This is a genomic window from Alteriqipengyuania abyssalis, from assembly GCF_019857185.1.
GTDB classification, from domain to species: domain Bacteria; phylum Pseudomonadota; class Alphaproteobacteria; order Sphingomonadales; family Sphingomonadaceae; genus Alteriqipengyuania; species Alteriqipengyuania abyssalis.
In genome coordinates this window covers 548290-571746 of the sequence record NZ_JAHWXP010000001.1, presented here as the reverse complement: position 1 = coordinate 571746, position 23457 = coordinate 548290, and the positions used below count along the sequence as shown (strand labels likewise).

Here is a 23457-nt window from a genome sequence, read left to right as displayed (position 1 = left end):
GTGGAGGGGCGCGGCGCGACACCAGGGCCCCTCCACCACCCTGCGGGTGGTCCCCCTCCCCACCGCTTCGCGGTAGGGAGTATTCGCATCATTGAGCCAACTCTGCCAACCGCTCGCGCACCGCGGCGAGGTCGGCATCGAACAGCGCCGCCTGCTTCTCGCGCGCGTCGCCGTCGAGGCGCAGCAGGTAGGACGGATGCGCGGTGACCCACAGCTCGCTGCCGTCTTCCAGCGACATGGCCTGCCCGCGCACCTTGGAAATGCTCACCGTCTTGCCCAGCATCCCGCGCGCCGCGCTGGCGCCCATCGCCAGCACCAGTTTGGGCTGCACCAGCTCGCGCTCGCCCTCGATCCACCAGCGGCAGGTGTCGATCTCCTTGGCGGTCGGGCTCTGGTGCAGCCGCCGCTTGCCGCGCTGGACGAACTTGAAGTGCTTGACCGCGTTGGTGACGTAGGCGCGGCTCCGATCGATCCCCGCGCGCTCCAGATGCACGTCGAGCAGTTGCCCGGCGGGGCCGACGAAGGGCCGGCCTTCCTGGTCCTCCTGATCGCCCGGCTGCTCGCCGACGATCATCAGGGCCGCATCGCCCGGCCCCTCGCCCATCACCGCGCGGTTGTCGAGGCAGCCGATCGGGCACTTGCGACACTGCTCGATCGCTTCGCCGATCGCCTCCAGGCTCCCGGGCCGTTCCTCGAAACTCAGTTCGCCTGCCGCCACCATCTCGCTTTCCCGCTTCTGCGCGCCCGCGACCAGCTCGGGAATGAGCGCGGCCTCGGGCAGGTTCTTCCAGTACTTGCGGGGCATTTCGGAGAGCATCGCCCCGACCTTCAAACGCGCGGGATTGAAGATCGACGCATAATAGGTGCGCCACAGGTCCTCGACCGGGTCGCCCTGCGGCGCGTCGGCCTTCTGCGCGGGCGGGCCTTCGTGCATGGTCTCGCCGTCCCAGTGCAGCGTGCCCTGCGGGGTCAGGATCGACCAGCGCATGCTCGCGAAGCGGCGCATGAAGAAGCCCGCATTGGCGCGAAGGATGTGATGCTCGGGCTCGAACCACGCGATGTAGTGTTCCGCCCCACCTTCTTCCTCCACCTGCCGGAAGCGGACGAAGGCGTGCATCTTGTGGCTGTCGCGGCGGACGTTCTTGTCCAGCTCCTCCACGCGGCGGACGTCGGGATCGGCCTTGTCCTCCATGATCCTCAGGTTTCGCTGCAGCCGCCACAGCAGGCGGTAGAGCAGCGCGAACCGCTGCGGGTCGCGATGCAGCGCGGCGTTCTGCGCGACGCTCAGGTAGCGCTTGCTGGCGCGGACGGGCGGCGCATCGGCGGGCGGCTCGGGCAGGCGCATGCCGCCATTCGAAAATAGATCGCCGTTGCCGCTCGGCTCGATCCAGGCGACCTTGTCGGGCGGAATATCGCACTGGATCAGCGCGCGCGCGCGTTCGCGCCAGAAGGCGAAGTCGTCGCTGCGCGGCAGTTGCACGGTGTAATGTGCGTGCGGGCGGACGTGCTGGAGTGCGGTCATGACGCGTACTCCAGATCGTCGCCCCTGCGAAGGCAGGGGGCCAGATGACAGAAGTTACTCGTGTCACAGCCCTTAGCTGGATCCCCGCCTTCGCGGGGATGACGATGGAGGGAAGAGGGCCTCATGCCGCAAACAGCTCCAGCTGTTCCTGCTTCGGCGCGAGCAGGCTGCGCAGGTCGGCGCGGTCGGTCAGCAGCGTCGGCCGCCAGTCGATGGTGCAGATGAAGGGCCGCACCTTGGTCAGCGACACGGTCAGCCGGGCCACGTCGTCGAGCCTGAGCGTACGGTGGCGACGCGAGGCGAGGATGCGCTGCACCGCCTTCACCCCCAGCCCCGGCACGCGCAGCAGGTCTTCCCGGCTCGCGCGGTTGACGTCGACCGGGAAGCGCTCGCGGAATTTCAGTGCCCAGGCGAGCTTGGGATCGATATCGAGCGGCAGGTTACCGTCGGCCTCGGTCGCCTGCATGATCTCCTGCGGGCGGTAATCGTAGAACCGCATCAGCCAGTCCGACTGGTAGAGCCGATGTTCGCGGATCAGCGGCGGGCGCTTGAGCGGCAGTACCGCCGAGGCATCGGGGATCGGCGAGAAGGCGCTGTAATAGACGCGGCGCAGGTCGAAGCTGTCGTAGAGGCGGCTCGCGCGGCCCACGATATCCGCATCGCTCGCCGCATCGGCGCCGACGATCATCTGGGTCGACTGGCCTGCGGGCGCGAAGCGCGGCGCGTGCTTGAAGCGCTTCTTCGCATCCTTCGCCTCGACGATGTCGCTGCTGGTCTTGCCCAGCGCGCCCTCGATCTGGCGCGCGTCCTTGTCCGGCGCGAGGCGCGTCAGCCCGGCATCGGTCGGCAATTCGACATTGATCGAGACGCGATCGGCGTAAAACCCAGCGCGGTGGATGATCTCCGGGTCCGCCTCGGGAATCGTCTTGAGGTGGATATAGCCGCGAAAATCGTACTCTTCTCGCAGGATGCGCGCGGCCTCCACGATCTGCTCCATCGTGTGGTCGGAGCTCTTGACGATGCCCGAGGAGAGGAACAGCCCCTCGATATAATTGCGGCGGTAGAAGCTGAGCGTCAGATCCGCGACCTCCTGCGGCGTGAAGCGCGCGCGCTGCACGTTCGAGCTCTTGCGGTTGATGCAGTAGTGGCAATCAAAGATGCAGTGATTGGTCAGCAGGATTTTCAGCAGCGATATGCAGCGACCGTCGGGCGCATAGGCGTGGCAGATTCCCATCCCCTCGGTGCTGCCGATCCCGCCCTTGGTGCTGTTGCGCTTGGCCGTGCCGGACGAGGCGCAGGAGGCATCGTATTTCGCCGCATCGGCGAGAATCTTCAGCCTGTCGAGGATCGGTGCGCGACTCATTCGTTCCTTATATGTTCTTTTCGTCGTCATACCAGCCCTAGCCCTTGGGGCACTTGAATTTTCTCTCCTTGGTGATACGAAATTCACGCGGACCGGGCCCCTCTGGCGCGCCTTCTGGCGCGTGATGTCGGACCGCATCGAGTAATCCAGGGCAAGAGCCCTGTTGAAACGATGCGCGTTCGATGGCCCTGTTTCTACCTCTCCATCGACGCGCAAAGGGATGGAGAGAGACATGATTTCACGCAGAAACATGCTTGGGGCGACCGGCGCGATCGGCGCCTCTGCCCTCCTGGGCGGCGGCGCGGCATTTGCCGCGCAGCAGACGCCCGGAATGCGCGCGGCACCGGCGGGCGAGGACCTTACGCCGCGCCAGGCGCTGGACCTGCTGGTCGAGGGCAACGCCGCTTTCCTTCGCGGTGAGCAGACCAGCGTGCTGACCAGCGCCCAGCGCAGGCTGGAGCTCGCGCGCGGGCAGCAGCCCTTCGCGGCCTACGTGACCTGTTCGGACAGCCGCGTGCCGCCCGAACTGCTGTTCGGCCGCGGCCTCGGCGAATTGTTCATCATCCGCAACGCGGGCAACACGGTCGACACGGTCGCGCTCGGCTCGATCGAATATGCGGTCGCCGTGCTCAAGACACCGCTGGTGGTGGTGATGGGCCACGAAAGCTGCGGCGCGGTGAAGGCGGCGACCGAGGTCGTCACCGACAATGCGACCTTCCCCGGCTCGATCGGGCCGATGGTCGAACCGATCATCCCTGCCGTTCTGCAGGCGCGCGGCGACGCGGGCAACCTGCTCGACAACTCGATCCGCGCCAATGTTCGCCGCGTGGTCAGGCAGCTGCGCGAACAGACCGATCCGCTGCTGCTCGAACCCCAGCAGGTGGGCAAGCTTTGGGTCGTGGGCGCCTATTACAGCCTGGAAACGGGCGCGGTCGATTTCTTCGACCTGCCCGGCTGAGCGGACGAATCCACCGCGTTATACACAGGACGGGCCGGCCCGGAGAGGACCGGCCCGCTATCCTCTTGCCTTTGCTCGCCTTTATGCGCATGATTCGTGTGGAGGAGAGGCAGAATGGACGACCTTTCGATCACGTCTGGTATCGCGAATCGTATCTGGCGCGTGGCCCTGTGGGGTTCCTTTCTCGCCATCCTGATTGCACCGCTGGTCGCGATGCAATTCACCGGCGAGGTGCACTGGACTCCATTCGATTTTGCTGTGGCGGCGGTGCTGCTGGGCGCGACTGCGCTGGCGATCGAGTTCGCAATCCGCGTCATCGGGCGCCCCGTCTGGTGCGTGGCCGCCGTGCTCGGCATCCTCGCCGGGCTGCTGCTGGTGTGGGCCGAACTGGCGGTGGGCGTGTTCGGGACGCCTTTCTCGGGCAGCTGACCTTTCCGGGTAGCCGACAGGGCCGCGATCGCATCAGGCATACAGGCCCTGCAGGAACCATTCGGGCACGCCGCCGCGCCCGTCGCCTGCAATACCATAGCGATAGATCCAATAGCGTCGCCCGGTATCATCCTCGATCCGGTAATAGTCGCGCAGCCGCGCGCTGCCGCGTTCGCGCCACCATTCGGGTGCGATCCGTTCCGGCCCCTCGACCCGCGATATTTCATGCACTTCCCCGCGCCAGCGAAACCTCTGCGGAAAACCGTCGGGCGTGGCGTAGAGAACCGCGATCGGCTCCGCCCTGTCGAGCAGTTTGAGCGGGCGCGCGTGGAAGCGAAAAGCTCCCTGCTCGGGCGGTTCGGGCGATAGTGGCGGCTGCCAGGCTTGCGAGCGTTCGGGCACATGGCTTCCCTTCAGCACCGGGCGGCGCACCGCCTTGGGGCCGAGGCGCATAGTCAGCCGGTCGACGAAGGCGGATAGCGAGGTGCCATGCCGTTCGGCGGCGGCTTCGATATCGACCTGGTTCGCGGGGAGCGCCTCCGCCCAGCTGGCACGCAGGCGGACCAGCTCGATCCCGAAGCCCGCGTCGACATCGCCCAGCTTCTCGCCGAACAGCCGCACGATATGGCCTGCATCGCGCGTGGCGGCGGCGAGTTCGAGCGTTCTGACGACCACCTCTCCGTCGACGCGCCACAGCCCGAGGTCGAGGCGACGCGCGCCCTGCCCTGTGCCTTCCAGTTCGCGAACCATGTCCGCCGCCAGATCCCCCAGCACGGTGTCGAGCAGCGCGCGGTGGCGGATCGGCTCCATCAGCCGGCGCTGCACCAGCGGCATCTGCTGCGGCACCACCGGCAGCAATGGTTCGGGCATCCGACCGAGCAGCTGGTCCATTCGGACCAGCGGGTTGGCGGCAGGCGACTTGCGGTTGCGGAAACGGCGATGGAGTGCGTCGCGGCCCACCGTGCCCAGTTCGCCGAGCTGCTTGAGCCCGAGCCGCCGCAGCACGGTGAGCACGTCGTCGTCGAGCCGCAGCGCGGCAACCGGCAGATCGGACAGGCGCGCTTCCATATCGTCTTCGGAGGCGAGGATCGCGCGATCCGGCCCGTAATGCGCAAGCGCCCATGCCGCGCCGGCAGTAGGCGCGATCGCAGCGCGCATGACGAAGCCGCGCGCGGCGAAGGCATGATGGACATCCGCCAGCAGCTTCGCCTCGCCGCCGAACAGGTGCGCCACGGCGGTCACATCGACCAGCAGGCCATCGGGCGGGTCGAGCGCGGACCACGGGCCCCAGCGCATGGCCCACGCGGCCAGCTTTTCCAGCTCGGCAAGATCGCCCGCCGGATTGTCCGGCACGGCGACGATGGAGGGGCACAGCGTACGCGCATCGGCGAGCATGGTGCCGATCCGCGCGCCTGCGTTTCGCGCCGCGCTGTTCGTCGCCTGGATGCGCGAGCCGTGCGCGGTCTCGGTGATCAGGACCAGCGGCTGCGCATCGGCGCCTTCACCGCGCGCGCAGCCTTTGGCGAGACGCCAGCGGTCGATCGCGAAGGCCGCGAGCCAGATCGAGAGGATACGGCGGGGTGCCATGTTCAGCCACTAACCCTCTCCCCTGTGGGGGAGAGGATGGCGACGCTTGCTCCGAAGGAGCTAGCAGCGCCTGGAGAGGGGGCTGCGACATTCGAAACCGCAGTCTGCCCCTCTCCAGTTCGCTCCGCCACCAACGCCCCCGCATCCTCGCTCAATCGCCACAGGCCCGGCGGGTGCTTGCGCGCGCGGAACAGTTCGGCCTGCCACGCAGGCACGCCCGGAGCCTGACGGTTCCATTGCGGCCTTGCCGAGGGTGCGGCCTGCACCGCCCAGCGCTGCCGCGCGGAGGAGAGGTCGCGCGTTCCGTCGAGCCGCACCAGCATCAGCGGGACGCCATGCCGCTCCGCCGCCAGCGTCAGTCGGCGCGAGGCGGTGAAGTCGAGCGCGCGGGGGCTGCCCACGATCTCGCCGATCACGAAGGCAATGTCGCGGCAACGCACCGCCTCTTCCAGCGCAAACAGCGCATCCTCGTCCTTCTCGGCGAGCACGTGGATCAGGCGGTGGCGGATTTCCTGCGGCAGGCCTGCCCGGAACGGGCGCCCACCCCGCTTCACCGCGGCGCGGGTCTGCACCCACACCACTGCGCGGCGATCCTCCGCCTCATCCCCCTCTTCGCGCACCCGGTGCCGCCACGCGTCGAGCGCCAGAGCAAGTGCCACGCCCGCCCCGCTGCCCTCTCGTCCGGAGGCGAAGATCTCGCTTTGCGCGACGGCATCCAGCCCGGGCTGCCAGCGCTGTGAGGTGGCATCGGATGCAAGCTGGGCGGCGGTGGGAAGGCTGTCTTGGATCATGGCGGAACGACTCATTTGTTCCTTTTATGTTCCATTTTATTCCGGACGGCAAGCATCCAACGAAAGCCCTCCCCGTCCGGACCAAGAAACCATCTCCCCTCCTCGCCGTTGGAGAAACAAAGGAGATCACAATGAGATACAATGAAGGCAAGGCCGACGAACTGCGCGAGAAATTCTGGAAGGCGCTGGCAGACAGCCCTTACCTGTTCCTCCAGCTCGACACCGATCCGAAGAGCGCGGTGCCGATGTCGCCGCAGCTCGACAAGGATGCCAACAGCTCGATCTGGTTCTTCACCCATACCAAGAGCGACTTCGCCAAGCTGGGCGCGGCGACCGCCACGTTCGAGGGCGAGGATCACAAGATGTTCGCGCGCTTCCACGGCACGCTGACCAAGGAGACGAGCCAGGAACGCTTCGACCAGTTCTGGAATAATTTCGTCGAAGCCTGGTACGATGGCGGCAAGGACGATCCCGACATCCTGTTCCTGCGAATGGATCTGGGCGATGCGGAAATCTGGAACGGCGACATGGGCTTGCTCGACGTCGCCAAGATGGCACTCGGCATGAACGTCCACGAGGACGCCAAGGACAAGCACGTCAAGGAAACGTCGCTCTAAGTGAGCATCGCCATCCAAAAAAAAGGGGCGCATCCGAGAGGATTGCGCCCCTTTTTCATGCATCAGCCAGCCGGCGGCTCGATCGGCACCATCGTTTGCTCACCAGCCACATCATCGACCACTTCCACGATCCCGCGCCCCAGATGGCTCCGCGAGCGGCTGTAGGCGAAGTAGATCACGATCCCGAGCAGTCCCCAGCCGGGCAGGAACAGCATCGCCTCGTATGGCAGGTTGAGGAACAGGAACACGCAGCCCGCAATCGTCAGCGGTGCAATCAGCCACGCCGCCGGCACCCGGAACGCCCGCCTACGCGAAGGATCACGCCGGCGCAGTACCAGCAGCGCAACCGCCACCATCGTGAAGGCGTAGAGTGTGCCAGCGTTGGAGATATCGGCGAGCTTGCCGACCGGGAAGAACGCTGCACCTAGGGCCACCGCGCCGCCGGTGAGCATGGTCACGATGTGCGGCGTCTTGAACTTCGGGTGCACCCGGCTGAGGCTTTCGGGCAGCAACCCATCGCGCGCCATCACGAAGAAGATGCGCGTCTGGCCGTAGATCAGAACCAGGATGACCGATGGCAGCGCAAGGAACGCAGCGATGCCCAGCAGGTTGCCAATGCTCGACCAGCCGATCTGGCGCAACACATGAGCCAGCGCCTCGTTCGAGCAGACCAGCGGCAACTGGTCGGCGGCATAGGTCGCGCACTGGCGGGCCAGTTCCTCCGACCCGGTGGGGAACGGCACGCCGTTTGGCCCCATGATCGGCTGCCCGCCGATGGTGCCGATCGCGCCAGCCGCGACGAGGATGTAGAACAGGGTGCAGAACAGCAGCGATCCGACCAGCCCGATGGGCACGTTGCGCTGCGGGTTCTTGGTCTCCTCCGCCGCAGTAGAGACCGCATCGAAGCCCACATAGGCAAAGAAGATCGTCGCCGCCGCGCCGACCGCACCCAGCCCAGAACCGAAGCCGCCGAACACGCCGGCAGGCAGGAACGGGTTGAAATGGCTCGCGTCGAAATCCGGGCTGGTGAAGGTAAGCGCAATGAACGCTGTCAGCGCGGTGACCTTGACGAGGACCAGCACCGCATTGACCTTGGCGCTCTCGCTCGTTCCAACGATCAGCAGGCCGGTCACCAGCAGCGCGATGATCAGCGCGGGCAGGTTGATCAGCCCGCCCGGTGCGCCGCCCAGCACCAGCGGCCCGGCGGCAAGCCAGGCCGGCAGCTGGACGCCGAGAATCTCGTTGAGGAAAGTCCCGCTGAAATAGCCCGACCAGCCGACCGACACGGCAGCGGCGGCGATCGCGTATTCCATGATCAGCGCCCAGCCCACGGTCCACGCGAGCAGCTCGCCCACGCTGGCGTAGCTATAGGTATAGGCAGAACCCGCGACGGGAATCATCGAGGCGATCTCTGCATAACAGAGCGCCGCGATGATGCAGACCGCGCCAGCAATGGCGAAGGCGAGCATCAGGCCCGGTCCAGCCTTCTGCGCGCCTGCCGCCGTCAGAACGAAAATCCCCGTGCCGATCACGCAGCCGATGCCGAAAAGCATCAACTGGAACCAACCGAGAGTGCGATGGAGAGACTTCTTCTCCGCCGTCGCCAAAATGGCGTCGAGCGGCTTTACGCGGCCGAAAATCATGGGCGCAGATCCACGGTCCGGAAGCGAGCCCTCCCCGCCCTGCCGACCGCGTCTGCGCCAATATTACAACTCGAAGACCTCGGGAAGCCGGATTCTTGCCTCAGCTCAGCAGGCTGGGGAACAATCCGGTGACGAGGATGATCGCCACCGCCAGCGGGCACAGCCACGCGAGCAGGAAGCGCCACAATGCGAACGCCGGAGCGGAGAGCTGGGTGGTCGTCTCCAGCAGCCGTCGGTCCGCCTTCCAGCCGATAAAGATCGAGGTCAGCAGTGCGCCCAGCGGCAGCATGATCTTGCCGGTGAACCCGTCGACCGTGTCGAGGATGTCGGTATCTGCAAAGATCGGCCAGAACGACAGCGGGCGCACGTCCGACCACACGTTATAGCCCAGCAGGCAGGCGATCCCGATCAGGAAGGCGCCGCCGCCGAATACCAGCGCGGAAGTCGTCCGGCTCCAGCCCAGTTCGCCGATGCCGTAGGCGGTCGGCACTTCGAGCAGCGAGATCGAGCTGGTGATTGCCGCGACCAGCACCAGGATGAAGAACAGCAGCCCGATCAGCGAGCCCGCCGGCATCGCCTCGAACGCGAAGGGCAGGGTCTGGAACACCAGCGTCGGCCCTGCTGCGGGGTCGAGGCCGACGGCGAACACGATGGGGAAGATCATGAGCCCGGCGATCAGCGCCACCGCAGTGTCGGCGATCGCGATGGTGACCGCGGTCGATCCCAGCGGCGTGCCCTCGCGGATATAGGAGCCATAGGTGATGATCCCCGCCACGCCGAGCGAGAGCGAGAACAGCGCCTGACCCAGCGCCGAGTTCATCACTTCGGGGGTCAACCGCGACCAGTCGGGCGTAAACAGGAAGGCTGCCGCCTCGCTGACATCGCCGACGACAGCGCCGTAGATGGTGATCCCGATCAGCAGCACAAAGAAGGCGGGCATCAGCCATGTCGCCGCCTTCTCGATCCCGCCCGATACGCCGCGCGCGACAATGAACAGGGTGCCGCCCATGAAGGCAAAGTGCATCCCCAGCAGCAGGCTGGGGCTGGCGAACAGGTTGGTCAGGCGGTTGGCGATCTCGTCCTGGCTCTGCCCTTCCAGCGCGCCGCGGAAGGGATCGCCCGCAGCAACGGCCGACCCGAAATCGGCGGCGAAGACACCCGCGTAATAGAGCACCCAGCCCGCGACGACCGAATAGAAGGAGACGATCAGGAAGGCGGCCAGCGCACCGATTGCGCCGAAGGAGACCCAGCCCTTGGAGACGTTCGATTCCTCCGCGACGCGGCGTATGGAGCCGATTGCGTCGGTCTGCCCTGCCCGGCCGATGAAGATCTCCGCCAGCAACAGCGGCAGGCCCAGCAGGAACACGCAGCCGATATAGAAGATCACGAAGGCCCCGCCCCCGCTCTCGCCAGCCAGTGTCGGGAAGCGCCAGAGATTGCCCAGCCCCACTGCCGCGCCGATCGCGGCGAGGACGAATGCCGAGCGCGAGGACCAGCCCTCACCCGTGGTTGTCTCCGTGGTTGTCGATGTGGCGACCATTAAAATTCTCTCCCTGCCGCGCGCCCTGGCGCGGTTTATCCTTTGTGTTGATGCTGCTTCTGCAATGTTTCTGTCGCTTCGTCGAGGGCTGCGCTTTGCGTTTGTTCCGTCGAGGGGCTAGCACGCCCACCATGTCGACAACCTTCCAGATCGATACGGCGACCAGCCGCGCGACCCCCACCCCGCAGCCGATGAAGCGGCTGACGGTCCCCAAGATCCAGAACCGCAAGGCGGATGGCGAAACCAAGGAGCCGCTGGTGATGCTGACCGCATACACCGCACGGCAGGCGCAGCTGCTCGACGAGCATTGCGACCTGCTGCTGGTGGGCGATTCGCTCGGCCAGGTAATCTATGGCCTGCCTTCCACGCTTCAGGTCACGCTCGACATGATGTGTGCGCATGGTGCTGCCGTGGTTCGCGGCAGCTATCACTCGGTGGTCGTGGTCGACATGCCCTTCGGCGCGTATGAAGGCAGCCCGCAGCAGGCCTTCGAAAGCGCGAGCCGGATCATGGCCGAAACCGGCTGCGCGGCGGTGAAGCTCGAAGGCGGCGAGGCGATGGCGGAGACGATAAGCTTCCTTTCGCAGCGTGGCATCCCGGTGATGGCGCATATCGGCCTTACCCCGCAGGCGGTGAATGCACTTGGCGGCTACGGCGCGCGTGGGCGCAGCCAGGAAGAGCACGCCAAGATCATTTCGGACGGCAAGGCGGTACAGGCCGCTGGCGCCTTCGCAGTCGTCGTCGAAGGCGTGGTCGAACCGATCGCCGTCTCGCTGACCCAGTCGCTCGACATTCCGGTGATCGGAATCGGGGCGTCGGCCCAGTGCGATGGGCAGGTGCTGGTGGTGGACGACATGCTCGGCATGTTCGAGCGCGTGCCCCGCTTCGTGAAGAAATACGGCAATCTGGCGGAAGAGATCACCGACAAGGTGCAGCAATACGCGAGCGAAGTGCGCGCGCGCAGCTTCCCGACCGAAGACCAGACCTACCAGCCCAAGAGCTAGTCTCCCCCTCAACCCACCGGATCGCCCCGGGAATCGCACGGACACCAATTTCGTGAACACACTTCTGCGACATTACTGGGGCTCGCTGCTCTTCACTCTCGTGTGCTTCATCGCGGCCGGGTTCTACGCCTGGAACGCGGGCGGCAGTGTCGGCAGCGTGGCCCACGTGCTGTGGATCGTGCTGGTTCTGTCGATCCTCGAAATCTCGCTCAGCTTCGATAACGCAGTGGTCAACGCGACCGTGCTGCGCGAGATGGACGAGAAGTGGCAGCGCCGCTTCCTGACATGGGGCATCCTGATCGCGGTGTTCGGGATGCGGATCGTCTTCCCGCTCGCCATTGTGGCCGTAGCGGCCAACCTCGATCCGCTGTCGGCAATAGACCTCTCGCTCAACGATCCGGAGCGCTACGAGGCGATCGTATCGTCGGCGCATGTCGGTATCGCAGGCTTCGGCGGTGCCTTCCTGACCATGGTCGGGCTGAATTTCTTCTTCGACGGCGACAAGGATGTCGACTGGATCCGCGGGCTGGAGCTGGCGCTACGCCGCTTCTCCGAAATCCGCGCGGCGGAGATCGGCATCCTGCTGCTGATGCTCTACGGCATTTCCACGATGCTGCCCGAAGGTGAGGCGATGGTGTTCCTGACCGCCGGCATTCTGGGCCTGGTCACCTATATCGCGGTCGATGCAATCGGCACGGTGCTGGACAAGGTGGAACGCCGCAAGATGGCCGAGGGCGCGGTGCGATCGGGTCTGGGCGGCTTCCTCTATCTGGAAGTGCTCGACGCGAGCTTTTCATTCGACGGGGTGATCGGGGCCTTCGCGCTGTCCAACAACATGCTGATCATCGCGCTGGGGCTGAGCATCGGGGCGCTGTTCGTGCGGTCGATGACGGTCCACCTCGTGCGCGCGGGCACGCTGACCAAGTACCGCTTCCTCGAGCATGGCGCGTTCTGGGCGATCATCGCGCTGGGCCTGATCATGCTGCTGTCGGCGAAATTCCATATTTCGGAAAGCATCACCGGCCTGATCGGCGCGGTGCTGATCGGCATCTCTCTGCTGTGGTCGATGCGCTACAACCGCAAGCACGGGGCCGAGCGCGAGACTGCCTAGTTCTGCAGATCGTACTGCTTGAGCAGATCGTACAGCGTCGGCCGCGACACGCCGAGCAGCTTCGCGCTGCCCGAGATATTGCCCTCGGTCCGCGCCAGCGCCTTGCGGATCACCTGCCGGTCGACCTGCTCGCGCGCGCCCTTGAGGTTGAGGGGCGCAGCATCGTTCATGTCCGGTGATGTAAGGTCGAGGTCTTCGGCGCTGACCAGCTTGCCGTCGGCCATGATCACCGCACGTTTCACGCGGTTCTCCAGCTCGCGGACATTGCCCGGCCACCTGTGCGCATCGAGCGCGGCGAGCGCATCGGGCGCAAACCCCTTCACCACCGGGTTCATCTCCTGCGCGAAGCGGTTGAGGAAGGCCTTGGCCAGCAGCGCGGCATCGCCTGCGCGTTCGCTGAGCGAGGGGATGCGCACGACGATCTCCGCCATGCGGTAGTAGAGATCCTCGCGGAACGTCTCTTCGCCGATCATCGCGTCGAGATCGCGGTGGGTGGCGCACACGATCCGCGTGTCGACCGCAATCGCCTTGCGGCCGCCGATCCGCTCGATCGTGCGTTCCTGCAGAAATCGGAGCAGTTTGACCTGAAGGGCCAGCGGAATGTCGCCCACCTCGTCGAGGAACAGCGTGCCACCATGCGCGGCTTCGATCTTGCCCTCGGTGGTCTTGACCGCCCCGGTAAACGCGCCCTTCTCGTGCCCGAACAGCTCGCTTTCGAGCAGGTTTTCGGGGATTGCGGCGCAGTTGATCGCAACGAAGGCCCCGTCTCGGCGCGGGCTTGCATCATGCAGGCCGCGTGCCAGCAGTTCCTTGCCCGTCCCGCTTGCGCCCAAAAGCATCATCGAAGCGTCGGTGTTCGCCACCCGCTCGATCGTGCGGGCGACCTTCACCATCTCGGGCGCACCGGTGATCAGCGTGCCGAGGACGGTCTTGGTCTTGCCCACCTTCTCCGCCAGGCGGCGGTTCTCCGCCTCGATCCGGTGGAGGTTGAGCGCACGCGATATGATCAGTTCGAGCGCCGCGATGTCGACCGGCTTGTGGTAGAAATCGTAGGCTCCCGCCGCGATCGCATCGAGCACGCTTTCATGCGCGCCGTGCCCACTGGCGATAATCACCTTGGTCGCGGGCGCCTGTTCCATAATTGCGTGGAGCACGGCGAAGCCCTCGCTCGTGCCGTCCGGATCGGGCGGCAGGCCGAGGTCGAGCGTGACCACCGGCGGTGCCTCGGCGCGCAGGATCGCCAGGGCATCCTCGCGCGTACCGGCCACGAACACCTGATAGCCTTCGAAGGCCCATTTGAGCTGCGTCTGCAGGCCTTCGTCGTCTTCGACGATCAGCAGCTTGGGTTTGGGATCGCTCATCAGGCTGCCTCGCGGGAGAGTTTCTTGTCGACCGGTGCGCTTGCGACCCCGGCCAGTTCGATGGTGAAGCGCGTGCCAAGGCCGACCCGTGACTGGACCAGCAGCCGCCCGCCCATCGCGCGGATCAGTTCGCGCGCTTCCAGAGCGCCTATCCCGAAGCCATCGGCTTTGGAACTGACGAAGGGCGCATACAGCTTTTCGCGCAGGAAAGCCGGGTCCATCCCTTCGCCGACATCGACGATATCGATGCTGGTGCCGATATGATCCCCGTGGATCGCCACGCAGACCGGCGCGTTCGCGGGGCTTGCGTCGAAGGCGTTCTGGATAAGGTGGACCAGCGCCTGCTCCAGCCCCTCGCGATCGGCCGTTGCGGCACCATCGCCGGTGATCGAGATACGGGCCTGCAACGAACCCTCGAAGCGGGTCGCAACGTCGCCTACCAGGCGGGCCAGTTCGACCTGCTCGACCTCGGGCGCGCGCTGGTTGCCATACCGGCCAAGACGCTGGATCAGACCGTTGAGCTTGGCGGTGCTGGTGCCCAGCGTCTTGAGCATATCCTCCCGAAACGCGGGATTATCCGCGTGGCGCTGCGCATTGTGCGACAGCAGCGACAGCTGGCTGGCGAGGTTCTTGATATCGTGGAGGACGAAGGCCATCCGCCGATTGAACTCGTCGAACCGCGCCGCTTCCATCAACGCGTGCTGCCCCGCCTGTTCGGCAAGATAGCTGGCGAGCTGTCGCCCGACGACCTTGAGCAGGTCGAAATCCTCCCAGTCGAGCTGGCGATCGATCAGTGGTCGGGCGAGCAGCACCGCGCCCTGCAACCGGTCGAAATGGCGCAGGGGCACGATCGCCCAGCTCGCGCTGTCCACGTCCAGCCAGGCTGGCAGCGGATCGACGTCGCCTGCCTCAGACTTTCCCGAGCGCCATTGTTCGAGGTCGATCACGTAGTCGTTTTGCGAAAGGAAGCCGGCCATCTGATCCGGCAGGCTCACCACCTCATCGGCTAGCGTGGGCCAGCGCCAGGCCTCGGCCAGGACAAGCGTGCCTTCGGGATCGGGCAGGAACAGCGCGGCAGACGGGCTCTCGGTAATGTCCGCCATAGCCTTGGGCACGCGCAAATGCAGTGCATCGCCTGCCTCTCCGCCCCGCCCGATCGTGTCGGCAAGCCGCAACCACTCGGCCCGGTAATCGTAGCGGTGGCTGAACAGGTGCTTCTGTGTGGTGACCTTCAGCCACGCGCGAAACCGTTCGGACGGCAGCCACAGCGCCATCACGGTCAGCAGCGCGACCAGGAAGCCGACCTGCGCAAGCCGCGCGCCATCCGCTTCCATCAGGTTCAGCACCCGCGCGAGACCCGCCATCGCCAGCAGATAGCCGCCGATCAGCAGCAGCGAGAGCGAACGGAACGCCACCTTGCGCGATGCTCGAAAGCGCAGGGCACTCACATCGGCGCCCAGCGCCATCGCCAGCGGCACGAATGCGATTGCGACCACGATCCCGCGCAGCGCCGCGATCTGGTCAGGAAATTCGCCCGACAGCCAGGTCGCGGCGTAGTAGTTCAGTTCGAACAGCCACAGCGCAGACAGCGAGATCGCGACCCACCGCGTGCTCGCCCGGTCGCGATGCGAGGCACCGACATAGAGATTGTGCAGCAGCACCAGCGCGCCGATCGCGACGAGCATGTGGAACAGCGAGGATACGCGCAGCGCCGACGCGGCAAACTCCGGCCCTGCATCGATCAGTGCGTTTGCTGCCAGCACCGCACCCTGCAACAGCTCCACGAACACCAGACTGACGATCACGAAGCGCACCTTGCGCGCACTCTCCTGATCCACCCCCCCGGCGAACAGCGCATGGACCAGCGCCAGCCAGCTGAGGTTGCGCAGCACCTCGGCCCCAGCAGTGACCAGCGCCGCCGGGCCGAGCGCGGCGAGCACGCCCGCCCACACGCCGGTCAGGCACAGCGCGACCAGCCCCGCAATCCGCTCACGCCGCCAAGGCAGAGGCCTGCGGCCTAGCCAGATCGCGGCCAGCGCGCAGGCCGCGGCACATACGGTATGGCTGGCCAGCGCGATCACATGCCACAATCCCGCGTCGGCCATCAGCGCGCGCCTTCGGGATAGAGGATCACCCGCAGCGTCTGGAGCAGGATCAGCAGGTCGAGAAAGGGGGTGTAGTTCTTGGCATAGTAGAGATCATACTCCAGCTTGTGCCGTGCATCCTCGATACTCGCGCCGTAGGGGTAGTTGATCTGCGCCCACCCGGTGATCCCCGGCTTCACCATATGGCGTTCGGCATAGAAGGGCAGCTGGTCTTCGAGGTCGTTGACGAAACAGGGCACTTCGGGACGCGGGCCGACGAAGCTCATCTCACCCTTCAGCACGCTCCAGGTCTGGGGCAGCTCGTCGATCCGGACCTTGCGGATGAAACGGCCCAGACGGGTTACTCGCGGATCGCCGACAGTCGCCCATTGTGCGCCGTCCTTCTCCGCATCGGTGCGCATGCTGCGCAGCTTCAGCAGGACGAAGGGCCGCCCGTGGAGACCGACCCTCTGCTGCCGGAAGAAGGCCGGGCCCTTGCTGTCCAGCTTCACAAGGATGGCGAACAGGGCGATCACCGGCAGGGTGATGGTCAGCACGATGAGGCTGGCGATGATGTCCACGGTTCGCTTGGTGATGCTCGACCAGCGCCGCCCGGCGGAAAACCCGTCCGAAAAGATCAGCCAGCTGGGGTTGAGCGTGTCGAGATCGACCCGCCCCGTCTCGCGTTCGAGGAAGCTGGAGACCTCGTGCACCGGGACGCCTTTCGTGCGCACCCGAACCAGATCCGCCAGCGGCAGTGCATTACGCCGCTCTTCGAGCGCCAGCACCACTTCGGTCGCGCGGACACGTTCAACGAAGGCACCCAGATCGCCCAGTTCGTCGCGCCCTATGGCCTGTTCCAAGACACGATGGGGTTCGTTCATCGCGATGAAGGCCACGATCTTGAAACCGCTGTCGCCACACTCTTCGAGCGCCTTGAGCCGGGAGGCGCGGGTGCCGGCACCCATCACCACGACACGCCGTTTGAGGTTCTCGCGGTTGACCGCATGGCTCAGGGCAACGCGGGTTAGGCCCATCATGATCAGGGCCAGGCCGAGGGCATAGAGCAGCGTAGAACGCCAGAATCCGACGGTCGGCAGTACGAAGTCGAGCACCGCCAGCGCCACCCCGGCGAGCGACAGCGCCACCAGCGAACGGGCGAAGGCATAGCGCGGGCTGCGCAGCGCTTCGGGGCTGTAAAGGCCCAGTGCGACCAGCGACATCGAGCAGATAATGGTGAAGCCGATGATCGGCGGCAGCCGCTGGGTCCACGGGCCGACCTCGATCCCGATCTGCATGGCACGCAGGTGCCACGCCAGATCGCCTGCGAGCAGAAGAAGAATGAAATCGCAGAAGCCGTAGAGCAACACGGCCTGTGGGATGTAGTGCTTGAACAGCCTGATCATCGCGCCCTGTCGAAACCCTTCTCCGCGTCGTTCTGCGGAGGTTCGGCTTAGGAGCGAGTGATGAAATGTCGGTAAATTTTACACCCTGCCGAAAACCTTCGGCAGGGCGCCGCAATTACTCGGACGGGGCGACCCGGTCTGCCGCATTCTCGATCGCATCACCGGCTTGGTTGGCAGCGTCGCCCACCTGGTTAGCCGCGTTTTCGACCGCGTTGTCCTTCGCAACTTCGGCATTGGTCATGTTGGAGAACAGATAGATTGCCGCGATGACGGCAATGAGGGCCACGATCAGGAGCACGATGGTCGTCCCGCCGCTCTTTCTGCGCTCCCCATCGCTGACGATGGTGTGCGTGGTATGGGTGTGGCCGTCCTGATCAGTGTGTTCGGTAATACGTTCTTCAGTCATGGCGAGTGCGCCCCTTACGGTTTTTCTGACTTGCACAAAGCGCAAGACGCCTTGCGGTTCCGTGCAAGGTCACGCGACCGCCGTCTGGATTGGTCCGCGCAGCGAACGCGCGGGGCATTCGATCCGGCGACAGGTGCGGCAGCCAGGGCCGATCGGCGTCGCATCATCTTCCTTCAGAGAGACACCGCGACCGATCGCCGTGGCATCGGCAAACTTCGCCTCCAGGCCCAGCAGCAGAACGTCGGTGCGCGGTTCGTCCGCGTAGGGTGGCGCGGCGATATGCGCGACCAGCCAGTGTTCCGGCCCTAACGCACCGCTTTCCATCATGATTGCCTGGGAGTGCCATTCGGGACGCCGCTCCAGCCCCAGACGCGGGCAGCCGGGCCGGCGGTCGAGCAGGCTGGTCCCGCTTGCGCCCAGCAGCCGTTCGAACAATTGCACCGATCCGTCGATCCGCCCGACGAAAAAGGGTAGACCGCGCTGGCCGACCCGCTGGAGGGTGGTGAACCGGCGGGCGACTTCGCCCACATCGGTGGCGAAGCGGCGGGCAAGCACCTGCGGCTCGTAAGCGGTCGCCTCGCACGCGCGCAGGAACCGGCCATAGGGCATCACCAGTGCACGCGCGTAATAGGCGCGCAGGTAGCGGGCGAAGGCATCGCGCCCCTCGCGGTGATCGAACGACGCGCCATCGGCGATGTCCGCGATCAACTCGCGCTGCTCGAGTTCGGCAACCTGCTTGGCCATCTCGATATTGCGCGCCGCGGGGGAGAGCATTTCGGACAGCTGGACCTGCCGCGCATGCAGGTCGAGCCGCCGGTTCGCCTCGGGCAAAACGGCGCGCGGGAGGTACCGGATCGCAAGGTCATGCCGCTCTCGCAGGTGATCGGTCAGCGCCGCACCGATATCCGCGCGGGCAAGGCGCAGCTCGTCGGCCAGATTCTCCGCCGCCTCGTCCAGATCGGCGAAGTGGTTGCGCCAGCGCTCGATCGCGCGCCACACCTCTTCCTCGAACGGGCGGGTCTGCGCGGCGGCCTTGCCCCGCTCGTCGAACAGGCGGGCGAAGGCGGCGGCAGCCTGCGGCGCGGCGGCGAGGAATTCGGTCACTTCGGCGCGGTCGATCCCCAGATCGGCGAAGCGATCGTCGCCCAGACGCCGCGCGAGCCCGTCGACCCCGCCGATCGCACTGCTTTCCTGCAGGGAGCGCGGATCGTAATCGAACTGGTCGACCAGTTCGAGAACCACGCGTGCAGTGACCGGGCGCTGGTTTCGCTCGATCAGGTTGAGATAGCTGGGCGAGATCGACAGGCGCTGCGCCATGCTCGCCTGCGTCAGCCCTTCGCGACGGCGCAGGCGTCGCAGCGCGGCACCGGCATAGAGGGATGGTTCGCTCATGAGCCGCTCCTACTCGAACTTTGTAAAGATAATTACAGATACACAATTAATGACTAGCAAAAACGGCGGTTGAGACAAGATAGTCTGTAACAAACCCTGTCTGGAAAGCCGACTGAGGGGTATCTGCTGCGTCACGAACACAGCTTTTTACGGAGCCCCCCATGACGAAGTCGAACTACGCAAGCGAAACCGAGCACCTGAAGACCCGCATCGGCCAGGGCGGAGACGCTTGGGCCGCGATCGATGCCGAGAGCGCGGCGCGCATGCGCCTGCAGAACCGCTTCCGCACCGGGCTCGACATCGCGAAATACACCGCGAAGATCATGCGCGAAGACATGGATGCCTACGACGCCGATCCGGCGAACTACACCCAGTCGCTGGGCGCGTGGCACGGCTTCATCGGCCAGCAGCAGATGATCGCGATCAAGAAGCACTTCGGCAGCACCAAGCGCCGCTACCTCTACCTGTCCGGCTGGATGGTCGCCGCGCTGCGCAGCGAATTCGGCCCCCTGCCCGACCAGTCGATGCACGAGAAGACCGCCGTTCCCGAGCTGATCGAGGAGATCTATACCTTCCTCAAGCAGGCAGACGCCCGCGAGCTGGGCGGCATGTTCCGCGACCTCGACGCAGCGCGTGAAAGCGGCAACGAGACCGAAGCCAAGCGGCTGGAGAACGCGATCGACAACTACGAAACTCACGTTGTTCCGATCATCGCCGACATCGACGCAGGTTTCGGCAACGCCGAGGCGACCTACTTGCTCGCCAAGCAGATGATCGAAGCCGGTGCTTGCGCCTTGCAGATCGAAAACCAGGTGTCGGACGAAAAGCAGTGCGGCCACCAGGACGGCAAGGTCACCGTGCCGCACGAGGACTTCCTCCAGAAGATCCGCGCGATCCGATACGCCTTCCTCGAACTGGGCGTCGAAGACGGGATCATCGTTGCGCGCACCGACAGTCTGGGCGCGGGCCTGACCAAGCAGATCGCCTACTCGACCGAGCCGGGCGATCTGGGCGACCAGTACAACAGCTTCCTCGATTGCGACGAAGTCGACCCGTCCGACATCAAGAACGGCCAGGTCTTCATCAGCCGCGACGGCAAGCTGCTGGCGCCCAAGCGTCTGCCTAGCAACCTGTACCAGTTCCGCCCCGGCACGGGAGTGGACCGGGTCGTGCTCGACTGCATCACCTCGCTTCAGCACGGCGCCGACCTGCTGTGGATCGAAACCGAGAAGCCGCATGTCGAGCAGATCGCCGAAATGGTCGACAAGATTCGCGAGACGGTGCCCAATGCGAAGCTGGTCTACAACAACTCGCCCAGCTTCAACTGGACGCTCAACTTCCGCCAGCAAGTGTTTGATGCGTGGGAGAAGGACGGCAAGGATGTCAGCGCCTATGATCGCGCCAAGCTGATGAGCGTGGACTACGACGGCACCGATCTGGCGATCGAGGCGGATGCGAAGATCCAGAGCTTCCAGGCCGATGGCGCGAAGCGTGCCGGCATCTTCCACCACCTGATCACGCTGCCGACCTATCACACGGCCGCGCTGAGCACGGACAACCTCGCCAAGCGCTACTTCGGCGAAGAGGCGATGCTTGGCTACGTCAAGAACGTCCAACGCGAGGAAATCCGCCAGCAGATCGCCTGCGTGAAGCACCAGAACATGGCCGGCTCCGACATCGGCGACGACCACAAGGAATACTTCGCCGGCGAAGCCGCCCTCAAGGCTGGCGGCAAGGACAACACCATGAATCAGTTCGCCGCCTAGGCTGCCAAGCCTTGTCACCGGGTCGCTGGGGAGGCATTGCAGCCCCAGCGACACCCGAATTGCCGATGGAGCGGATGCACTTATGACCGACGAAACCCCCAAAGAACCCGGCCGCGCTCGCGCTTTGCTTTCCACCGCCGACTTCCGCCTGCTGCGCGCCGCTCTGGCGAGCCATGCGCGGACCACGGAAGACCGCGAGGAACTGGCCAAGATCAACGCGCTGCACCACCGGCTTGGGACCTACGTTCCCGACGCCGAATAGGCAGCCGCACTGGCACTATCCGGGCGCGCGAGGTCACCATGGCCTCGCGCGCCCGCTTGCATTCGAGCGATGACCGGCTAGACCCCGCGCACTTTACTAGCTGCAGATCGAGAATAGCGTGGCCATTCCCCGTTTCGCCCCCGGCGTGCTGAAATTCCAGCGAGATGTCTTCCCCGCGCGGAAGGACTTCTTCGAGAAACTGAGCCAGGGCCAGTCGCCCGAGGCGCTGTTCATCACCTGCTCGGATTCGCGAATCGAGACCGGGATGATGACGCAAACCGATCCGGGTGAGCTGTTCATCTGCCGCAACGCGGGCAATATCGTGCCCCCGCATACCAACCAGACCGGCGGGATGACCGCCAGCATCGAGTTCGCCAGCGCGGTGCTCGAAGTGCCGCACATCATCGTGTGCGGGCATACCGAATGCGGCGCGATGAAGAGCGCGATGCAGCTGCACGACGATTCCAGCTCGCTCGACACCCTGCCCCATGTCCGCGAATGGCTGGGCTACAGCCGCGCCGCGGTCGACATTGCCGATGCGCTGGGCAACGGGAAGAGCGACAAGGACCGGATGCGGCTGCTGCTGGAGCAGAACGTCGTCCTGCAGCTGCAGCACCTTCGCACCCACCCGACCGTCGCCCTGCGACTCGCCCAGGGCGAGCTGGAGCTGCATGGCTGGGTCTACGACATCGCGACCGGCATGGTCGACGTCTATGACGAGGCGCAGAACCGCTTCGTCCCGATCGACGAGCGCTACAGCCTGTAGCGCTCAGCCGCCCTTGGCGGGCATAAGGTCGATCGCGGCGGCGGCCAGCGCCTCCGCCCCGGTTTCGATCACCTTCTCGGCATCGGGCGCCCAAAACGGGCTGTGGAGCGACGGCAGCGTCGCCTCCCCGTTCTGCGCCGCCTGCCATTCGTCCTCGGGCACCCCGCCGATCCAGAAGATCAGCGACTCGACGCCATCGGGGTCGGCCCGGCGGTACTGGCTGAAATCCTCGCCACCCATCACGCTGGGCACCTGCATCACCCGGTCTTCGCCGAAGCGGGTGCGGAAGCCCGTCATCACGGTTTCGGTGAATTCGGGATCGTTAAAGGTGGAGGGCGTGTAGGGATCGGCCACGGTCACCACCGGCAGCTGATCTTCCGCAATGCCCGCCGCAATCGCTTCACCGCGCGCGATCCGCGCAATCCCGTCGAGCAGCAACTTGCGCGCCTCGTCGGTATAGCTGCGCACGGTCAGCTGCAGCTTCGCTTCGTCCGAGATGATGTTGTGCTTCGACCCGGCGCGGAAGCTGCCCACCGTAACCACGCCCGGCTCCAGCGGAGACAGCTCGCGGCTGACCAGCGTTTGCAGCTTCATCACGATGGAACTCGCCAGCACCACCGGGTCCCTGGTCGATTGCGGATAGGCGCCGTGCCCGCCGACACCCTTCACCGTGATGTCGACGCTATCGACATTGGCCAGCGCATAGCCCGGCGAATAGCCGATCGTCCCGGCGGGGAACTGCGCGGCATCGTGGAAAGCGATTGCGTAGTCGGGCTTGGGAAAGCGGGTGAACAGCCCGTCTTCCAGCATTGCCAGCGCGCCCTCGCCCACCTCTTCGGCGGGTTGCAGGATCATCACCAGCGTGCCGCTCCATTCATCCTTATGATCGACCAGCTGCTGCGCCGCGCCGATCCACGCGGTCATGTGCGTGTCGTGCCCGCAGGCGTGCATCACACCGGTTTCCACGCCGGTCGCGGGCGTCGCCTTGACGGTGGAGGCAAACGGCAGCCCGGTCTGTTCGACCACCGGCAGCCCGTCCATGTCCGCGCGGATCAGCACGGTCGGCCCCTCGCCGTTCTCCATCACCGCGACCACGCCGGTCTTGCCGACGCCCTCGGTCACCTCGAAGCCCAGCTCGCGCATCCGCGCGGCCAGCTTCGCCGCAGTCTCGTCTTCCTCGAAGCTGAGCTCGGGATTGGCGTGGAGATGGCGGTACAGCTCCATCAACTCGGGCATGTCTTCCCGCACGCCCGCACGCAGGCCATCATCCTGCGCGAAGGCGGCGGTGGAGCACAGCAGCGCGCCCGCCGCCATCAGTGCCGCGCGCGTCATCCGAACCTGCCTGTGCATACCTGTACTCCCCTTTGCCCCGATTTGCCTGACACACCTGACACACAGTCCAGGCGTTCAATTCCATTCGATATCTAGCCGCGCCTTGATCGATCCAGT

Annotated in this window: 20 protein-coding genes; 8 read left to right on the top strand and 12 right to left on the bottom strand. The window is 65.5% G+C overall.

Annotation, left to right across the window (positions count from 1 at the left end):
• Positions 1–88 precede the first annotated feature (88 nt).
• Together KYN89_RS02785 and KYN89_RS02780 are read right to left on the bottom strand one after the other, a co-directional pair.
• Entirely contained in the window at positions 89–1522 is a 1434-nt protein-coding gene (locus KYN89_RS02785; protein ID WP_222823697.1) for a UdgX family uracil-DNA binding protein, read from the bottom strand.
• A gap of 121 nt (positions 1523–1643) precedes the next feature.
• The gene (locus KYN89_RS02780) at positions 1644–2885 is read right to left on the bottom strand and encodes a putative DNA modification/repair radical SAM protein (protein WP_222823696.1); all 1242 of its coding nucleotides are present in this window, start codon (positions 2883–2885) and stop codon (positions 1644–1646) included.
• A gap of 232 nt (positions 2886–3117) precedes the next feature.
• Here KYN89_RS02780 and KYN89_RS02775 point away from each other — a divergent pair, with 232 nt between their 5' ends.
• Positions 3118–3843, top strand: a complete 726-nt coding sequence (locus KYN89_RS02775; RefSeq protein WP_248284953.1) for a carbonic anhydrase — start codon at positions 3118–3120, stop codon at positions 3841–3843.
• A 114-nt stretch (positions 3844–3957) separates the two neighbouring features.
• A complete protein-coding gene (locus KYN89_RS02770) occupies positions 3958–4272 on the top strand; it encodes a hypothetical protein (protein ID WP_222823695.1) in 315 nt (104 codons plus the stop codon).
• Between the two features lie 33 nt (positions 4273–4305).
• Here KYN89_RS02770 and KYN89_RS02765 read toward each other — a convergent pair whose 3' ends face one another.
• Both KYN89_RS02765 and KYN89_RS02760 read right to left on the bottom strand, forming a co-directional pair.
• Positions 4306–5859 carry a DUF6504 family protein gene (locus tag KYN89_RS02765; protein WP_222823694.1) on the bottom strand — a complete coding sequence of 518 codons (1554 nt, stop codon included), beginning with the start codon at positions 5857–5859 and terminating at the stop codon, positions 4306–4308.
• Positions 5860–5861: 2 nt separating this feature from the next.
• Positions 5862–6665, bottom strand: a complete 804-nt coding sequence (locus KYN89_RS02760) for a hypothetical protein (RefSeq protein WP_222823693.1) — start codon at positions 6663–6665, stop codon at positions 5862–5864.
• Between the two features lie 116 nt (positions 6666–6781).
• Here KYN89_RS02760 and KYN89_RS02755 point away from each other — a divergent pair, with 116 nt between their 5' ends.
• Entirely contained in the window at positions 6782–7267 is a 486-nt protein-coding gene (locus tag KYN89_RS02755; RefSeq protein WP_010237801.1) for a pyridoxamine 5'-phosphate oxidase family protein, read from the top strand.
• A gap of 62 nt (positions 7268–7329) precedes the next feature.
• Here the strand turns inward: KYN89_RS02755 and KYN89_RS02750 are convergent, their stop codons facing one another.
• Positions 7330–8910: an amino acid permease gene (locus KYN89_RS02750; protein ID WP_222823692.1), complete on the bottom strand. Its 1581-nt coding sequence runs from the start codon at positions 8908–8910 to the stop codon at positions 7330–7332.
• 100 nt (positions 8911–9010) lie between these two features.
• On the bottom strand, positions 9011–10450 hold the full coding sequence (locus KYN89_RS02745; protein WP_222823691.1) for a sodium-dependent transporter: 1440 nt from the start codon (positions 10448–10450) through the stop codon (positions 9011–9013).
• A 131-nt stretch (positions 10451–10581) separates the two neighbouring features.
• Between KYN89_RS02745 and panB the strand changes: the two genes are divergently transcribed.
• Together panB and KYN89_RS02735 are read left to right on the top strand one after the other, a co-directional pair.
• Positions 10582–11454 (top strand): 3-methyl-2-oxobutanoate hydroxymethyltransferase, encoded by an 873-nt coding sequence (panB, locus tag KYN89_RS02740; protein ID WP_222823690.1) that lies wholly within the window; start codon positions 10582–10584, stop codon positions 11452–11454.
• A 52-nt stretch (positions 11455–11506) separates the two neighbouring features.
• Positions 11507–12565, top strand: coding sequence for a DUF475 domain-containing protein (locus tag KYN89_RS02735; RefSeq protein WP_222823689.1), 1059 nt, complete (start codon positions 11507–11509; stop codon positions 12563–12565).
• Here KYN89_RS02735 and prsR read toward each other — a convergent pair.
• From prsR to KYN89_RS02710, 5 genes are all read right to left on the bottom strand, one after another.
• Positions 12562–13926: a PEP-CTERM-box response regulator transcription factor gene (gene prsR, locus KYN89_RS02730; protein ID WP_222823688.1), complete on the bottom strand. Its 1365-nt coding sequence runs from the start codon at positions 13924–13926 to the stop codon at positions 12562–12564. The genes KYN89_RS02735 and prsR overlap by 4 nt on opposite strands.
• On the bottom strand, positions 13926–16031 hold the full coding sequence (gene prsK, locus KYN89_RS02725; RefSeq protein ID WP_222823687.1) for an XrtA/PEP-CTERM system histidine kinase PrsK: 2106 nt from the start codon (positions 16029–16031) through the stop codon (positions 13926–13928). Before prsK ends, prsR begins: the two co-directional genes overlap by 1 nt.
• The gene (locus KYN89_RS02720) at positions 16031–17416 is read right to left on the bottom strand and encodes a TIGR03013 family XrtA/PEP-CTERM system glycosyltransferase (protein ID WP_222823686.1); all 1386 of its coding nucleotides are present in this window, start codon (positions 17414–17416) and stop codon (positions 16031–16033) included. Before KYN89_RS02720 ends, prsK begins: the two co-directional genes overlap by 1 nt.
• Before the next feature lie 115 nt (positions 17417–17531).
• Positions 17532–17822, bottom strand: coding sequence for a hypothetical protein (locus KYN89_RS02715; RefSeq protein ID WP_222823685.1), 291 nt, complete (start codon positions 17820–17822; stop codon positions 17532–17534).
• A gap of 69 nt (positions 17823–17891) precedes the next feature.
• Complete coding sequence (locus KYN89_RS02710) at positions 17892–19214, bottom strand: helix-turn-helix domain-containing protein (RefSeq protein ID WP_222823684.1); 1323 nt, start codon at positions 19212–19214, stop codon at positions 17892–17894.
• Between the two features lie 161 nt (positions 19215–19375).
• Here KYN89_RS02710 and KYN89_RS02705 point away from each other — a divergent pair, with 161 nt between their 5' ends.
• From KYN89_RS02705 to KYN89_RS02695, 3 genes are all read left to right on the top strand, one after another.
• Positions 19376–20980 carry an isocitrate lyase gene (locus KYN89_RS02705; protein ID WP_222823683.1) on the top strand — a complete coding sequence of 535 codons (1605 nt, stop codon included), beginning with the start codon at positions 19376–19378 and terminating at the stop codon, positions 20978–20980.
• Between the two features lie 82 nt (positions 20981–21062).
• Positions 21063–21242: a hypothetical protein gene (locus KYN89_RS02700; RefSeq protein ID WP_010237780.1), complete on the top strand. Its 180-nt coding sequence runs from the start codon at positions 21063–21065 to the stop codon at positions 21240–21242.
• Between the two features lie 118 nt (positions 21243–21360).
• Positions 21361–22008 (top strand): carbonic anhydrase, encoded by a 648-nt coding sequence (locus tag KYN89_RS02695; protein WP_346727183.1) that lies wholly within the window; start codon positions 21361–21363, stop codon positions 22006–22008.
• 3 nt (positions 22009–22011) lie between these two features.
• Here KYN89_RS02695 and KYN89_RS02690 read toward each other — a convergent pair whose 3' ends face one another.
• The gene (locus KYN89_RS02690; protein ID WP_429699536.1) at positions 22012–23340 is read right to left on the bottom strand and encodes an amidohydrolase; all 1329 of its coding nucleotides are present in this window, start codon (positions 23338–23340) and stop codon (positions 22012–22014) included.
• Between the last annotated feature and the right edge of the window lie 117 nt (positions 23341–23457).

Excerpts from the sequence above, each read along its gene's own strand:
- KYN89_RS02785 (WP_222823697.1), bottom strand. The coding sequence starts at position 1,522 with ATGACCGCACTCCAGCACGTCCGCCCGCACGCACATTACACCGTGCAA.
- KYN89_RS02780 (WP_222823696.1), bottom strand. The coding sequence starts at position 2,885 with ATGAGTCGCGCACCGATCCTCGACAGGCTGAAGATTCTCGCCGATGCG.
- KYN89_RS02775 (WP_248284953.1), top strand. The coding sequence starts at position 3,118 with ATGATTTCACGCAGAAACATGCTTGGGGCGACCGGCGCGATCGGCGCC.
- KYN89_RS02770 (WP_222823695.1), top strand. The coding sequence starts at position 3,958 with ATGGACGACCTTTCGATCACGTCTGGTATCGCGAATCGTATCTGGCGC.
- KYN89_RS02765 (WP_222823694.1), bottom strand. The coding sequence starts at position 5,859 with ATGGCACCCCGCCGTATCCTCTCGATCTGGCTCGCGGCCTTCGCGATC.
- KYN89_RS02760 (WP_222823693.1), bottom strand. The coding sequence starts at position 6,665 with ATGAGTCGTTCCGCCATGATCCAAGACAGCCTTCCCACCGCCGCCCAG.
- KYN89_RS02755 (WP_010237801.1), top strand. The coding sequence starts at position 6,782 with ATGAGATACAATGAAGGCAAGGCCGACGAACTGCGCGAGAAATTCTGG.
- KYN89_RS02750 (WP_222823692.1), bottom strand. The coding sequence starts at position 8,910 with ATGATTTTCGGCCGCGTAAAGCCGCTCGACGCCATTTTGGCGACGGCG.
- KYN89_RS02745 (WP_222823691.1), bottom strand. The coding sequence starts at position 10,450 with ATGGTCGCCACATCGACAACCACGGAGACAACCACGGGTGAGGGCTGG.
- panB (WP_222823690.1), top strand. The coding sequence starts at position 10,582 with ATGTCGACAACCTTCCAGATCGATACGGCGACCAGCCGCGCGACCCCC.
- prsR (WP_222823688.1), bottom strand. The coding sequence starts at position 13,926 with ATGAGCGATCCCAAACCCAAGCTGCTGATCGTCGAAGACGACGAAGGC.
- prsK (WP_222823687.1), bottom strand. The coding sequence starts at position 16,031 with ATGGCCGACGCGGGATTGTGGCATGTGATCGCGCTGGCCAGCCATACC.
- KYN89_RS02720 (WP_222823686.1), bottom strand. The coding sequence starts at position 17,416 with ATGATCAGGCTGTTCAAGCACTACATCCCACAGGCCGTGTTGCTCTAC.
- KYN89_RS02715 (WP_222823685.1), bottom strand. The coding sequence starts at position 17,822 with ATGACTGAAGAACGTATTACCGAACACACTGATCAGGACGGCCACACC.
- KYN89_RS02710 (WP_222823684.1), bottom strand. The coding sequence starts at position 19,214 with ATGAGCGAACCATCCCTCTATGCCGGTGCCGCGCTGCGACGCCTGCGC.
- KYN89_RS02705 (WP_222823683.1), top strand. The coding sequence starts at position 19,376 with ATGACGAAGTCGAACTACGCAAGCGAAACCGAGCACCTGAAGACCCGC.
- KYN89_RS02700 (WP_010237780.1), top strand. The coding sequence starts at position 21,063 with ATGACCGACGAAACCCCCAAAGAACCCGGCCGCGCTCGCGCTTTGCTT.
- KYN89_RS02690 (WP_429699536.1), bottom strand. The coding sequence starts at position 23,340 with ATGACGCGCGCGGCACTGATGGCGGCGGGCGCGCTGCTGTGCTCCACC.